At 68.6% G+C, this 12,824-nt stretch carries 10 protein-coding genes and 1 pseudogene; 6 read left to right on the top strand and 5 right to left on the bottom strand.

Annotation, left to right across the window (positions count from 1 at the left end; all coding sequences use genetic code 11):
• Window position 1 precedes the first annotated feature (1 nt).
• Both Drose_RS00765 and Drose_RS00760 read right to left on the bottom strand, forming a co-directional pair.
• Window positions 2–1,273, bottom strand: a pseudogene (locus Drose_RS00765) (M14 family metallopeptidase); the annotation flags it as partial.
• Between the two features lie 46 nt (window positions 1,274–1,319).
• Window positions 1,320–1,601, bottom strand: coding sequence for a DUF4229 domain-containing protein (locus tag Drose_RS00760; protein ID WP_260726255.1), 282 nt, complete (start codon window positions 1,599–1,601; stop codon window positions 1,320–1,322).
• A gap of 529 nt (window positions 1,602–2,130) precedes the next feature.
• On the opposite strand from Drose_RS00760, the gene Drose_RS00755 reads away from it, so the two are divergent.
• The 4 genes from Drose_RS00755 (at window position 2,131) to Drose_RS00740 (ending at window position 6,637) form a co-directional block, all read left to right on the top strand.
• Window positions 2,131–2,898, top strand: a complete 768-nt coding sequence (locus Drose_RS00755; protein WP_260726254.1) for an SCO2525 family SAM-dependent methyltransferase — start codon at window positions 2,131–2,133, stop codon at window positions 2,896–2,898.
• 66 nt (window positions 2,899–2,964) lie between these two features.
• The gene (locus tag Drose_RS00750; protein WP_260726253.1) at window positions 2,965–4,761 is read left to right on the top strand and encodes an SCO2524 family protein; all 1,797 of its coding nucleotides are present in this window, start codon (window positions 2,965–2,967) and stop codon (window positions 4,759–4,761) included.
• Window position 4,762: 1 nt separating this feature from the next.
• Complete coding sequence (locus Drose_RS00745; RefSeq protein ID WP_260726252.1) at window positions 4,763–5,680, top strand: SCO2523 family variant P-loop protein; 918 nt, start codon at window positions 4,763–4,765, stop codon at window positions 5,678–5,680.
• Entirely contained in the window at window positions 5,681–6,637 is a 957-nt protein-coding gene (locus tag Drose_RS00740) for an SCO2522 family protein (protein ID WP_260726251.1), read from the top strand.
• Here Drose_RS00740 and Drose_RS00735 read toward each other — a convergent pair.
• Together Drose_RS00735 and Drose_RS00730 are read right to left on the bottom strand one after the other, a co-directional pair.
• Complete coding sequence (locus Drose_RS00735; protein ID WP_260726250.1) at window positions 6,590–7,696, bottom strand: phosphatidylserine/phosphatidylglycerophosphate/cardiolipin synthase family protein; 1,107 nt, start codon at window positions 7,694–7,696, stop codon at window positions 6,590–6,592. The two genes, Drose_RS00740 and Drose_RS00735, sit on opposite strands and share 48 nt — an antisense overlap.
• A complete protein-coding gene (locus Drose_RS00730) occupies window positions 7,693–8,679 on the bottom strand; it encodes an SCO2521 family protein (RefSeq protein ID WP_260729557.1) in 987 nt (328 codons plus the stop codon). Before Drose_RS00730 ends, Drose_RS00735 begins: the two co-directional genes overlap by 4 nt.
• 82 nt (window positions 8,680–8,761) lie before the next feature.
• On the opposite strand from Drose_RS00730, the gene Drose_RS00725 reads away from it, so the two are divergent.
• Window positions 8,762–9,751, top strand: coding sequence for an FAD-dependent oxidoreductase (locus Drose_RS00725; RefSeq protein WP_313899985.1), 990 nt, complete (start codon window positions 8,762–8,764; stop codon window positions 9,749–9,751).
• 21 nt (window positions 9,752–9,772) lie between these two features.
• Here Drose_RS00725 and mqnE read toward each other — a convergent pair whose 3' ends face one another.
• A complete protein-coding gene (gene mqnE / locus Drose_RS00720) occupies window positions 9,773–10,942 on the bottom strand; it encodes an aminofutalosine synthase MqnE (RefSeq protein ID WP_260726248.1) in 1,170 nt (389 codons plus the stop codon).
• A gap of 197 nt (window positions 10,943–11,139) precedes the next feature.
• Between mqnE and Drose_RS00715 the strand changes: the two genes are divergently transcribed.
• Window positions 11,140–12,747 carry a C40 family peptidase gene (locus tag Drose_RS00715; protein WP_260726247.1) on the top strand — a complete coding sequence of 536 codons (1,608 nt, stop codon included), beginning with the start codon at window positions 11,140–11,142 and terminating at the stop codon, window positions 12,745–12,747.
• Window positions 12,748–12,824 lie beyond the last annotated feature (77 nt).

The following is a 12,824-nucleotide window of genomic DNA, read 5'->3' as shown; positions in this document are numbered from 1 at the left end:
AGCAGTACTGGTGCTGCTTGCCGATGATGCGGTACGCGCAGTCGGCGTACTCGGCGAGCTGGAGGCTCGCCTCCTTGTTACGGGTCGTCTGCGCGGTGATCACACTCGCGGGCGGGTAGAAGCCGCCCTGGTCCGGCGAGTTCGGGAACATCTCGAACGTGAACGCCCAGACGCCCTGTGCCGCCCACAGCCAGTCGATGATCGAGCCGTCGGTGATGTAGAGGCTGCTGGACTGCTGCGGCGTGTACCCGTTGCTCCTCGCCATCTGCGTGCCGAGTGCCTTGAACGTGGCCCGCTGGTCGGCGCCGAGCCCCTTCGCCGTGGTCGCCATCGTGTACCCGTACGGCCAGAGCACCAGCTCGGAGTACGTGTGGAAATCGATGGCCGCCTTGATCTGCTGGACGCCCTTGATCCGCCGGCTCAGCACGAAGTCACGCAGGCGCTTCGTCTCCGTCGCCGAGAACGCCACGGACCCGCGGTAGGTCTCCGACGCCGGATCGCTGGAGGAGCCGGCGCAGCAGCCGAAGTTGTACCCCCAGTTGCGGTTCAGGTCGGTGCCGACGCCGGGCGAGTTCGGGGCCGGCTGGCGGTTCTTGCGCCAGAAGCGGTACGTGCCGGTCGCGATGTCGTACTCGCCGCCGTCCGGGTTCAGGTCCGGCACGATCCAGATCTCGCGGCTGTTGACGAGCTTCGTGATCCGTGCGTCCTTGCCGTATCCGTCGGTGAACAGCTTGACGAGGTACAGGGCCATCTCGACGGTCAGGTGCTCGCGCGCGTGCTGGTGTGCGCCGTAGAGGACCTCGGGCTCGTTCTCGTCGATCGCCACGTTGTCGGAGATCTTGACCAGGGGCATGTCGCGGCCCTCGTACGAGGTGCCGATGCTGAGCTTCCGCATGATCGCCGGGTGGTCCTTCGCCGCCTTGTCGAGCTCGGCGACCATCTCGGCATAGTTGTGATAGCCGGCGTCGGCGGCGGGGAAGTCTTCACGCCGGTCTTCCGCCACCCGGTAACCGAGCTTGCGGATCTCCCGCACCTCGCCGGGTGTCGCGGTGACGTCGGCGTGCCCGTCCTCGATCGCGTCGATCGCCGCACCGGTACGAGCGACGCGGTTACGGTCGTCCCACGTGCGGACCCCGTCGACCACGTACGGCCTGGCCTGGTCGGCGGGTGGTCGCGCGGGCACGGTGGGTGCGGCACTCGCCGGGTTCGTCGCGACGACAATCAACATGCCGACCGCGGCCAGCGCGAGCGACGGGACGAGCCTGCGGGCCATATACGCCTCCTTGGGTGGTTCTGCACCATCCAAGGTTTAAATGGCGTTAGCCCGTTTTGGTGGCGCTTTCACCCCCATCGTCATCCCCGTTGAGCGCCGCGCGCAGGCGTTCACGCTTTTCCGTCCGCCGCTGGGCGACTCCGACAGCTTGGACGGACGCCTGCTCCCGCATCCCCTTGAGCAGGAAGAAGGCCAGCACGGCGGAGACGAGGACGGCGACCATCAGCTTGAGGGTGATGTTGACGTCGACCGGAACAGTGAGCGCCACGGCCGCGACGACGACGAACAAGCCGAGCCGGGCGAGCGAGTACTTGACAATCGGAGACATGGTTCACCCAGCGTATCCCCGCCGCCGCCCACCCGGTCCGCGGGGCCGTCGCGCCGACCTGTCGCGCCCGCCCCGGCGACATGCCGTCCCCCTCGATCCGCGCGAGCGGGCCAGCCGAGGGCCCGAGCCACGGAGGGCAAAGGGCCCGCCGGAGTCGGATTGGCGACATCAGCCGGCGGCCGGCGGCCGCCACGCAGGTCTTCCGGAAAACTCGGTCGTTTCTCGTCCCGGGGAGCGGGTAGCGCTGCCGCCGCGGCGGACCGTACATTCGGCCTTCGCCTCATGCGTAACACCCACCACTTCAGCCACACATGCCTCGTTTTTGTGGTAACGGTGCGTTACCATCCCGTTGAATCCTGTTCAGGTCGAATCGCCCCAGGGGCCGAGGTCCACGGCCCAGGGGTGCGCATCCGCCCCGACCTCGATCACAGCCGGTCTGGATTCGCACCGCTGCGGCTGAGCACCCCTTGCACCCCTTGCAGTTGAGCACCGTTGCAGTTGACCTGCCGACCGGATCGGAGCGCCGGCCATGGACGTGGGGACACCGACGATCACCGGGAACGATCATGGCAATTCGGCCTATCCCTGGGATTCGTTCAACCCCGCGCAGTACGTACAGGACAACTACGCCACACTCATCGAGGACGATCGCCAGATCTTGCAAATGGTGCGAGATTTCTTCATCGCCCACGCCCCGGCGCCCGGGGCGCACGGCGTGGACGTCGGCGCCGGCGCGAACCTTTACCCGATGATGGCGATGCTGCCGTTCTGCGACAGCGTGACACTGTTCGAGCACAGTCGATCAAATTTGGCCTGGCTGCAGACTCAGTTGCCGAATTTCGACGCGATCTGGGAGCCGTTCTGGGCGGTGCTGGCGGCCAAGGACGACTCGCCGTACAGCGGCGTCGACCCGCGCGTCGAGGCCGCGAAGGTGCACGTCCAGCCGGGTGACCTCTTCGAGCTCGAGCGGCGCCACTGGGACCTGGGCACGATGTTCTTCGTCGCCGAGTCCATGTCCGAACGCCCCGAAGAATTTGCCGGGGCCCTGGAGAGGTTCGTCCACGCGCTGCGTCCCGGCGCGCCATTCGCGGCCGCCTTCATGACCCAGTCGCCGGGCTACTCCGTCGGCGGGATCCGCTATCCCGCGGTGTCGGTGACGGTGGACGATGTGCGGCAGAAGCTCAACCCGCTCGTTGAAGAGGTCGACGTCCAGCCGGTATTCTCGGGTCAGGTCGTCAAGGCGCAATACAAAGGCATGATCCTCGCCCTCGGGCGGGCGGGTGCGGCCATCGACTGAAAAGCGTGTGGTGGGAGGCCCATGAGGATCCAGCCCCGTCAACAACTGCTCGAATCATGGCGCGCCGTGGCGCGTTCATCCTTTCAGAAGGGCACCTGGGTCTGGGAAGGCCGGCGCCAGCGCAATTCCATCAGCGACGCGGAGCAGTTGCTGTGCCTGATGGGGCCGGCCACCGAGGTTTCGACGTTCAAGCTGGACCTGCCCAACGAGACCGCCGAGGACGTCGAGCACTCACTCGAGGCGATCGGCGACAGCGTCGAGATCCCGCAGGTGCTCATGCGGGTCATCCACGAGTACCTCACCACCTACATCGACGAGGAGGGACGCCCGACCTACGGAGGCGGCAGCTACTTCACCGCCGCTGAATCGGGTGAGCCGACCGAGATGCAGCGTGCCCTCGACGTGGTCGACTCGTTCGCGATCTCCATCCGGCTCTCCCTGGCGGTCATCGGTTTCGCCAAGGTGTTCCGCCGGGTGCTCACCCGGCCCAACCTCCGCGACGAGGTCCGCACCATCGAGAAGCTGGCGAGCCAGCGGCTGACCGGCGCCATGATCGGCCTGATGCGCAGCTTCACGGTCAACGTGCTCGACCCGGAGTCCCAAGAGGGCCTCAACCTGCTCCAGATGATCAACCAGGCGCGCCAGCCGAAGAACCGTATCCGGCTGGAGTTCCAGGCCATCGTGGAGGAGATCCGGGCCGGTCTGCGCGACGTGACGTTCGGCCTCGGTGAGATACCGGACCTCGACAACGACAACAAGGTCTTCGAGTGCGGCTGGTCCTGGGGCATCACCAAGGGCGCGCCTCAGGTCGACACCAACGAGGCCGGCATCCACCAACCGCACGGCTACGCCCTCGCCGCGCCCTACGCCTACTTCACCGCGGTGGCGCTCGACTGCATGCAGCACCTGTTCTCCGAGCGCACCCGCCTGCTGGGCCTGCTCGACGAGGAGCAGCAGCGCCTGTCCCGGGCCCTCCAGATCCGATACGACCTGACCCTCTCGTACTGGTCGAAGATCGCGCGCTTCGGCGACAGCCGCTGGCCGCTGGAGAACGTGCCGTGGATGACGGTCGACGGCTCCCAGTCCGACTACCTGAGCCTGCTCGTCTCGTCGATGGTCGTGCTCGACATGACCGTCAACAAGGTCAGCAACGAGTCCGACCCGGTCCGGATCGGCCAGGTGCTCGAAGAACTCGCCGAACGGGCCCGGATCACCCGTCGCCCGATCTCCGCCGACGACCCGGCGATCGCCCTGCATCTGCCCGGCTTCCCGTTCCAGCTCGACGGCAGCGAGGAGGTCGACGGCCCGATGCTCAGTTGGGAGCTGGCCGACTTCTCCACCCAGTTGCTCAAACAGACGCTGCGGGTGGCCGCCCTGCTCAACCGGGTCGACCTGCGCAACGAGATGACGAACCTCATCGACGAGGTGTGGGAGCACGTCACCCGGCGCCGCATCGAGCAGGGGCCGGCGGCCGGGCTGTGGGACCAGCCGTCGGCGATCTACCCCAGCCTGCCCCCGTCCGACGAGGCCGCGTCCTGGTACTACTCGGAGCGGGTCATCAACTGCCTCGTCGCCGCGGCGACACTCATCGACAGCCCGCCGCTGCGCAGCCCGGCGCTGGTCGCCCAGGCGACCGACCTGCTCACCGAGGCCGATCACATCTATGACCAGGAGCTGCTGCGCATCTCCGCCGACTCCGGTCCCTCGATGCGCGACGCGTTGAAGTCGGCCGGCGCGACCCTGCGCCGGGCGCACGACGTCATACGCACCCGGCCGGGCACCGCCGCCGCCCTCGCCGCCCAGGTCCTCGTCGACCTCGACCGGCTCAGCGCCGCCCGGCGCGACGCCAGTGGGATGCGGTGACATGCTCGTCTTCGCCACGTCGGACAAGGGCGGCACCGGCCGGTCGGTGACCAGCAGCAACATCGTCTACCGGCGCGCGCTGCAGGGCGGCGACGTCTGCTACCTCGACTTCGACTTCGGTTCACCGACGGCGGGCACCGTGTTCCAGATCGAGGGTCTGCTGCACGGCAAGCGGGGCCGCGGCCTGCACTCCTACCTACAGGGCCGCATCGGCGAGCCGTATTCGGTCGACGTCTGGTCGGAGTCCGAGGGCGAGTCGATGCGCCACCAGCCGCTGCGCTCCGGCCGGCTGGTCCTCTTCCCGGGCGACAGCGGCGGCGGCGAGCTGCCCGGCTCGCCCGAGATGGTGCGACGCTGCGCCGATCTCTTCCTCAAGCTGGAGGAGGAGTTCGAGATCTCGCTCATCGACCTCAGTGCCGGTCGCTCGCATGCGGTGGAGACCGTACTGGCCGCGACCGCCGAACCGCAGCTACGCTCGACCACCAGCCGCTGGCTGGTCTTCCACCGCTGGACCCGCCAGCACATCATCTCGGCCGCCGACCTGGTCTTCGGCGAGCAGGGCATCCTCGAGACCGGGATGCGGTTCGGCCACGACCGCGACGAGCTGACCCGGCAGATCCGTTTCGTCCGCACCGCCGTCGTCGACCCCAGCTCCGACGACCTCGCCGGCCTGCGGCCGGCCCAGATCGCGTGGCTGGAGGACTGCAACTACGAGTTGCAGCGGCTCGCCGGCAAGGTCGGCCTCGGCCGCACGCTGGTCCTGGGCAGCGTGCCGCTCGACCCGGTGCTGCAGTGGCGCGAGCAGCTCATCGCCGACGACGACGTGAAGCTGCGCCAGATCGCCAACCAGGAGACGCTCGACGCCTTCGACCGGCTCGCGCAACGGCTCGTCGACGACACCGCCTGGGAAGGGCTGTAGATGCACCAGGCGGCGACGTTCCGGGAGGCGGGTGCGGAGCCGCGCAGTACCTCCCTGCCGTTGTCACACCTGTCGATCGAGGCCGGCCACCTGTACTTCGAGGACTTCCGCGACGGACCCGAGCGGCTCAAGGCGCACTTCGCGCAGCTCGCGCCGTGGGTCGCCGCGGCGGCGGACATCCACCGCAGATCGGCGACCGGCCGGTCGGTGCGCATCAGCACGTGTTTTCTGATCGACGACTACTTCGGGCCGAAGCAGCCGCCGAGCGAGGTCCTGCCGATGCTGCTCGCCGCCGCCGACGCCAACGGCGTGCGCATCGACTACATCGCCCGCGAGTCGGCGTGCGCGGAGGCCGACGGGGTCGAGCTGGCCCGGCTGGTCGAGGAGCGGATCGTCGCCGACCCGCCGCCGGGCACCAACGGCTCCCGCCCGCCGGTCGGCGAGAGCGGCTGGCTGAGCAACGGGGAGCGCTCGCCGTCCGTCACCGGTGGTGAGGCGATGGGCGGGCTGCAGCCGTGGCGGCCGCCGGTGCAGAACGCGGCGAACCGGCACTCGGTCTTCGTCGACGTGCAGCTCTGGGACGAGCCGGACCGGCACCGGCGCTGGTCGTGCGCATATCTCGCCTCGGTCTGGGAACTGCTGCGGCTGGGACTGCTGCGCTACGAGGGGCGGGCGGTCGCGGTGCCCCGGGCGTGGGAGGGCGCCTATCCGAGCGAGTGGGGGCGCCTGCCCGCCGTCATGCAGGTCAATCCGGACGCGGCGCCCTTCAGCGCGTACCGCTCGCTCTCCGTTCTCGGCAGTCGCTTCTTCGCCACCGAACAGGCGGTCCGGACCATCCTGAGTCAGGTGGCGATCGAAGCGGGTCTGAACGAGGACGTGGTCCGGCGGGCCGGGGACGAGGGCATCGTCCTACCGCTCGCCGCGGTCGACCGCCTTCAGTATGTTTTCACCGGCTGAGTGGACGATCGGGCGGGCCGAGTTGTGAAGGTCCTTGAACCGCAGGAGGCGGTCCTTGACCCGGCTGGCCCGCAGTTCGAGGCGGGTGGTGACGATCGTCGGGCGGATCGAGCCGTCGATGCTCGACGCCGGCGTCGACTCGTAGCTGATCACGTCGTCGAACAGGATGAAGTCGAACAGTGAGCTGCGCCGGGTGCCCGGGATCGCGTGCGTGTCCAGCAGCCGCACCTCGATGCCCATCTCCTGCTGGAGCAGGCAGTTCTCCATGAACATCGGGTCGTCGGCGAGACCCGGCCGATCGAGGATGAAGACCCGCCGGATGCGCACGCCGCGATCGAGCGCGTCGCGCTGCACCTCGAGGTACCGCTGGCCGAGGTCGCTGCTCCACAGGCTGCCGTCGACGAACCCCGATCCCCGGGCATCTACCGTGGTCAGGCTGATGGCGTCGATGGTCGACCGGCAGTTCGCGGCCAGGGACAGCATCCAGTCGCGGTCCTCGCCCTCGTAGGTGACGTTGCCGCCTTCGCTGAGCTCCTTGAGGAACTCCGACATCCGGCTGATCTCGGCCTGGGCGAACCGGAACACCAGGTCGGGAGCCTGCGGATCGATCTGTGTCGAGTGTCGTACGAGCTGGGTCACGGCATCGGTCCGCAGCGCGGACGCCTCGACGAGGCCGAACAACTGCGTCGCCTCGTTGATCTTCGCGAAGCCGCCCTGCACCACCTTGTCGATCTCGACGAACCGCTCCCGCACGACGTCGTTGATCGCGGTGAACCGCGAGTCGACCAGCTCGCCGACCCGGCGTGATTGCTCCGATTCGGCGTTTTCCACCGTCTCCATCCGCTTTTCCAGATCGTGCAGAAACTGCGTCAGAAACGTCACGCCACCGATCAGCAGCGACAGCGTGATCACCCAGATCTGCTGCTCGCCGACCCCGTCGATCAGAATATTCGTGAGCAGGTACGCGATGCTGCCGATCCCCACCGACAAGAGCATTTTCTTGATGATCTTCGACTGCGCCACGGGGTCACGTGGGCGCGCCGACTCCCCCTCGGTCATCTACTGGCCTCCCCGACCCGTTCGCCGAACAGCGCGATTGTGTTCAGCGCCAGTTGGTCCCTGATTCGATCGACACACGACCGCCATTGACGACTCATCCCGGGCCGGTTCTCGAGGCTGCGCCACAGTTGCGCGCCCACCTCGTCCCGGCTCAGCCGCGCCTCGGGCATCCACAGGTGCAGCAGGTGCTCGACCGCGGGCCGGAGCCGGGCCATCACCTTGGCATGATCGTCGTTCCCCATGCGGCTGCTCTCGATCACGTGGAGCAGGGTGGTCAGCAGCCAGTCGTGCAGCGCGACATCGTCACTGAAGTCACCGATCGTGTCGACATCGACGGCGCGACACTGCACCACCAACGTCCGTACCCCGCCGCTCTCGACCACCAGCGACGGGCCCCGTACCGCTCCCTCCGCAACCACCGCCGCCCACCGGAGCTTGGTCCGGCCGGCGCGCAGCGGCGCCCGCCGATCCAGGGCGGACGACTGCTGCACCTCGTCGACCAGGCGTGTGGTCACGCTGGCCAGGTCGAGCACGGTGTCGTCGTGGTCCGCGCGGAGCTCACCCTGGACGAAGCTCTGCGCCAGGTCCTCGGCGTCGAGCCGCTTGGCGATCACCTCGGCCCGGCCGGGCCGGGTCAGGTAGTGCGACCAGGGCAGCCGGCGGCGGGCCGCACTCGGCTCCAGGCACACCCGCGAGGATGCCTGGAGCAGGTGACCGCCCGTGATCGCCACCCGGCTCTCGACGGTGCCGATGGCCCGCACCTTCGCGCCGTCGCGGGTGGCGAGCCGGCAGTCGACACCGGTCAGCACGCTCGGCGAGGCGACGTGCACGATGGGCCGCTCGAAGCGGCGGATCCGCTCCCCTCCGATCAGCCGGACCAGCCGCTCGCACGCGTTGACCGGCAACGCGGCGGAACTCTGCAGCAGCGCGGTGTGCACCTCACCCAACACCAGAAAGGCGCCGGCCGACGGCGATTCCAACATCACCACCCCCCAAGGCTCTCCGTCGGCGAGATTCGATTTCACCTCATCTTCATGGATCTATGCAACCGCCCGTATTCACTTGATGACGATAATGGCCTACTGTCGACTCATGCACACCGGACGCGGGGTCGTGGTGATCGGTGCCGGCGTGTCGGGATTGACGACGGCGATTTGCCTGGCTGAGGCCGGATATCAGGTCAGCGTGGTTGCCGAGGAAGCGGACCTCAACACCACGTCATGCGCCGCGGGCGCGATCTGGGGCCCCTATTTGTCACAAGACGAACGCGTGCTGCCGTGGAGTGATGAAACCCGACAGATCCTTTTGGGTTTGGCGGCGGACCTGGGGGCGACGGGCGTGCGGTCGGTGCACGGCCTGGAGGCAGCCCGGGTGCCGACGACCCCACCGGCGTGGGCCGCGCCGCTGCCCGGCTACCGGACGGCGACTCCCGGTGAGCTGCCCGCCGGATTCAGCAACGGCTGGTGGTATTCGGCGCCGCTCGTGGACATGCCCGTCTACCTGCGGTATCTCCGCGGACGCCTGGACGCCACCGGGACGGCCGTCGAGCAGCGGACCGTCGACGCCTTCTCCGAGGCCGCCACGCCCGACAAGGTCGTGGTCAACTGCACCGGTGCCGGTGCGGGCAAGCTCACCGGCGACGCGTCGATCATGCCGACCCGGGGCCAGCTCGCGGTGGTGGAGAACCCGGGGGTCGACGAGTTCTTCTGCGAGCACGACGAGTCACGGTTGCCGATCTACTACCTGCCGCACGGCGGGCAGTTGGTGCTCGGTGGCAGCATCGAGCCCGGCCGCTGGGACCGCGCGCCGGACGCCGACGTGGCGCGGCAGATCGTCGCCCAGTGCGCGACGATCGAGCCCCGCGTGGCCGGCGCGAAGGTGCTCGACCACCGCGTCGGCATCCGCCCCAACCGGCCGAAGGTCCGCCTGGAGCACGAGCGGATCGGCGCCCTGGACGTGATCCACAACTACGGGCACGGCGGCGCCGGGGTCACCGTCTCCTGGGGCTGCGCCCTTGCGGTGACCCGGATCGTCGCGGCGCTCGGTGACCGGTGAGGCCGCTTTCCGGGGGCGCCGTCACGCCCAGATCTGCTGAGGCTCCGAACGGCGCTCGGCGAGCGGCGTCGGCTTGTCGTACTCCCGGACGATCTCGTAGCGCGTGTTGCGCTCCACCGGCTGGAATCCCGCGTCCCAGATGAGGTGCAGCAGGTCCTCGCGGTGCATGGTGTTGGGCGTGCCGTAGCTGTCGGCGTCATGCGTGATCTTGTACTCGACCACCGAGCCGTCCAGGTCGTCGACGCCGAAGTTCAGGCTCATCTGGGCCACCGACAGGCCGTGCATCACCCAGAAGCACTTGACGTGCGGCACGTTGTCGAACATCAGCCGCGACACGGCGAACGTCTTGAGCGACTCCGCCGGGCTGGCCATCTTCGTGCGGGCCTGCAGCCGGTTGCGGATCTTGCCGTCGGCGGAGTCGACGAAGTCGTGCTGGTAGCGCAGCGGGATGAAGACCGTGAAGCCGCCGGTCTCGTCCTGCAGCTCACGCAGGCGCATGACGTGGTCCACCCGGTGGCGCGGCTCCTCGATATGGCCGTAGAGCATCGTCGACGGCGTGCGCAGACCCTTGTTGTGGGCCAGCCGGTGAATCCGCGACCAGTCCTCCCAGTGGGTGGCGTGGTCGACAATGTGCTGCCGGATCTCCCAGTCGAAGATCTCGGCACCGCCGCCGGTCAGCGACTCCAGGCCGGCGTCGATGAGCTCGTCGAGGATCTCGTCGGCGGGCAGGCCCGAGATCTTCTCGAACCACTGGATCTCGGTCGCGGTGAACGCCTTGAGGTTGACCCCGGGCAGCGCGGCCTTCAGCTCGCGCAGGACCTTCGGGTAGTACTTCCACGGCAGCGTCGGGTGGAGGCCGTTCACGATGTGCAGCTCGGTGAGCTGCTCATCCTCCATCTCCTTGGCCTTCGCCACCGCCTCGTGGATGCGCATGGTGTAGGCGTCCTTCTCGCCCGGCTTGCGCTGAAATGAGCAGTACGCGCAGCTAGCCGAGCAGACGTTGGTGAGGTTGAGGTGCCGGTTGACGTTGAACATCACCCGGTCGCCGTTCTTCTCCGTGCGCATCCGGTGCGCCAGGCCGCCGAGCCAGACGAGATCGTCGCTCTCGTAGAGCGCGATGCCGTCCTCTCTGCTCAACCGCTCCCCGGCGACGACCTTGGCTTCCAGTTCCCGCTTCAAACCACCATCCACGAGCCCAGCGTACGTCGAACCCTTTGCTCCACCCGCATTCACCTGCCAAGGACGAAGCTGACATTGATCAGCCCTCGACGTCCCTTGCCTTCGTAAGGTAAGAAAATGTGGGCGGGAACACGGTCGGGCGGCAGACCGACTGATCGATCGGCGACGATCGACCAATAGGCGTGGCTAACCGACTGGGGACGGTGGCGATGGACAGGCTGGTATTGAGGGCGGCGCATCCAGGCGACGACTGGCGACCGGAGCCGCTGGACCCGGAGCCGTCGGAGCAGGTCACCGGGTCTGAGGTCCGCCGGCGTCGGCGATACCGGCGCGGCCCCGTGGTCACCGCCGCCGTGGTCTGCACGATGCTCTGCTCGCTCGTCGCGCGCCCCGCCCACGCTGAGCCGGGACAGGGCATTCCGGACACCGGCTCCCGGCCGATCGCGTCCGGCTCCGTCGTCATGCCCGGCACCGGTGGCACCGTGACCACGACACAGCCGGCCAGCACGTCCACCGCGGCGCTGCGCGGGCCGTTCGCGGCGCAACTGGCCGCCGCCGAGGCCGCGGTCACCGCCCTCGGCCAGCGGCGGTTGCAGGCATCCCTGGACCTCGAAGCGGCGCAGGCCACCCTGACCGACGCCGAGGACAAGCTCCGGCAGGCGACCGCCCGCGTCGCCGACCTGCGCGGCAAGGCCGACTCGGCCGCCGCCGACGCCTACAAGCGCGCGGCCGGCCTCGGCCCCCTCGACGCGTACGCGCACGATCTGCACCAGTTCGGGATGCTTGCTCCCGGCCTCGGTGAGCAGCCGGGCGGGCAGGAGGCGGCGCGTGACCTGCTGCGTGCCGAGCAGGCGGAGGCGGCGGCCAAGAAGGAGGTCGAGCTCGCCCACGGCGCGGTGCGGACGGCGCAGGGCATCTACACGCCGATCGACACCGACTTCAACGCCAAGAACTCGGCATACCTCACGCTCAAGAGCCAGAACGACGCCGCGGTCATGCAGATCATGGCGGCCCAGGAGGCCTACGAGCAGAGCCTCGCCGGTCCGAGCCTCGCCGCCAACCCGATCATCGACGGCATGCGGGCCAACCCCAAGGCCATCGAGGCGTTGAACTACGCGATGAGCAAGATCGGGAGTTGGTACGTCTGGGGTGACGAAGGCCCCGACACGTTCGACTGCTCCGGCCTGGCCTACTGGGCCTACGGCAAGGTCGGCGTCCGGGTCCCGCGGGTCGCCAACGACATGTACCACGGCACGCCGAACATCCGGCCGACGAAGAGCCGGCTCGGCGACCAACTGCTCCCCGGTGATCTGGTGTTCTTCGCCAGCAATCCCAACGACTGGCGTTCGATCTACCACATGGGCATCTACATCGGTAACGGCAACATGGTCCACGCGCCGACCACCGGCGAGAGGGTCAAGGTCGGGCCGGTGAAGTGGTCCCGGCTGTTCGGCGCCTCGCGGATCTTCCCCGCGGTGCCGGCGCCCAACCAGACCACGCAGCCGCAGCCGCAGCCCAAGCCGACGTCCGGCTCGGCCAGCGCCTCGGCGTCTGCCTCCGCGTCAGCGTCAGCCTCGGCGTCTGCGTCTGCGTCTGCGTCTGCGTCTGCGTCTGCGTCTGCGTCAGCGTCTGCGTCTGCGTCAGCGTCAGCGTCAGCCTCGCCGTCGCCGTCGCCGTCGCCGTCGCCGTCGCCGTCGCCGTCGCCGAACAGCTCAACGAGCACCGCGCCAGGCAACGCGACGTCCGCCTCGACCAAGGCGAGCAGCAGCGGGGCGAGCACGGCGGCGCAGGTGTCCGGGTCGGCGTCCGGCAACTGAGCCCCCCGGGCGCCGTGACAGCGGCGGGTGATCCAAAACCCGACGCTGGCCGACCCAGCGTTCCGTGACTTGATGTG

Origin of the sequence: Dactylosporangium roseum (assembly GCF_025264685.1) — a bacterium.
GTDB lineage: Bacteria > Actinomycetota > Actinomycetes > Mycobacteriales > Micromonosporaceae > Dactylosporangium > Dactylosporangium roseum.
Note: the sequence above shows the minus strand (reverse complement) of the source record. Positions and strands in the feature narration are given on the sequence as shown.

Excerpts from the sequence above, each read along its gene's own strand:
- Drose_RS00715 (WP_260726247.1), top strand. The coding sequence starts at position 11,140 with ATGGACAGGCTGGTATTGAGGGCGGCGCATCCAGGCGACGACTGGCGA.
- Drose_RS00735 (WP_260726250.1), bottom strand. The coding sequence starts at position 7,696 with ATGACCGAGGGGGAGTCGGCGCGCCCACGTGACCCCGTGGCGCAGTCG.
- Drose_RS00755 (WP_260726254.1), top strand. The coding sequence starts at position 2,131 with ATGGACGTGGGGACACCGACGATCACCGGGAACGATCATGGCAATTCG.
- Drose_RS00760 (WP_260726255.1), bottom strand. The coding sequence starts at position 1,601 with ATGTCTCCGATTGTCAAGTACTCGCTCGCCCGGCTCGGCTTGTTCGTC.
- Drose_RS00725 (WP_313899985.1), top strand. The coding sequence starts at position 8,762 with ATGACGATAATGGCCTACTGTCGACTCATGCACACCGGACGCGGGGTC.
- Drose_RS00730 (WP_260729557.1), bottom strand. The coding sequence starts at position 8,679 with ATGTTGGAATCGCCGTCGGCCGGCGCCTTTCTGGTGTTGGGTGAGGTG.
- Drose_RS00740 (WP_260726251.1), top strand. The coding sequence starts at position 5,681 with ATGCACCAGGCGGCGACGTTCCGGGAGGCGGGTGCGGAGCCGCGCAGT.
- Drose_RS00745 (WP_260726252.1), top strand. The coding sequence starts at position 4,763 with ATGCTCGTCTTCGCCACGTCGGACAAGGGCGGCACCGGCCGGTCGGTG.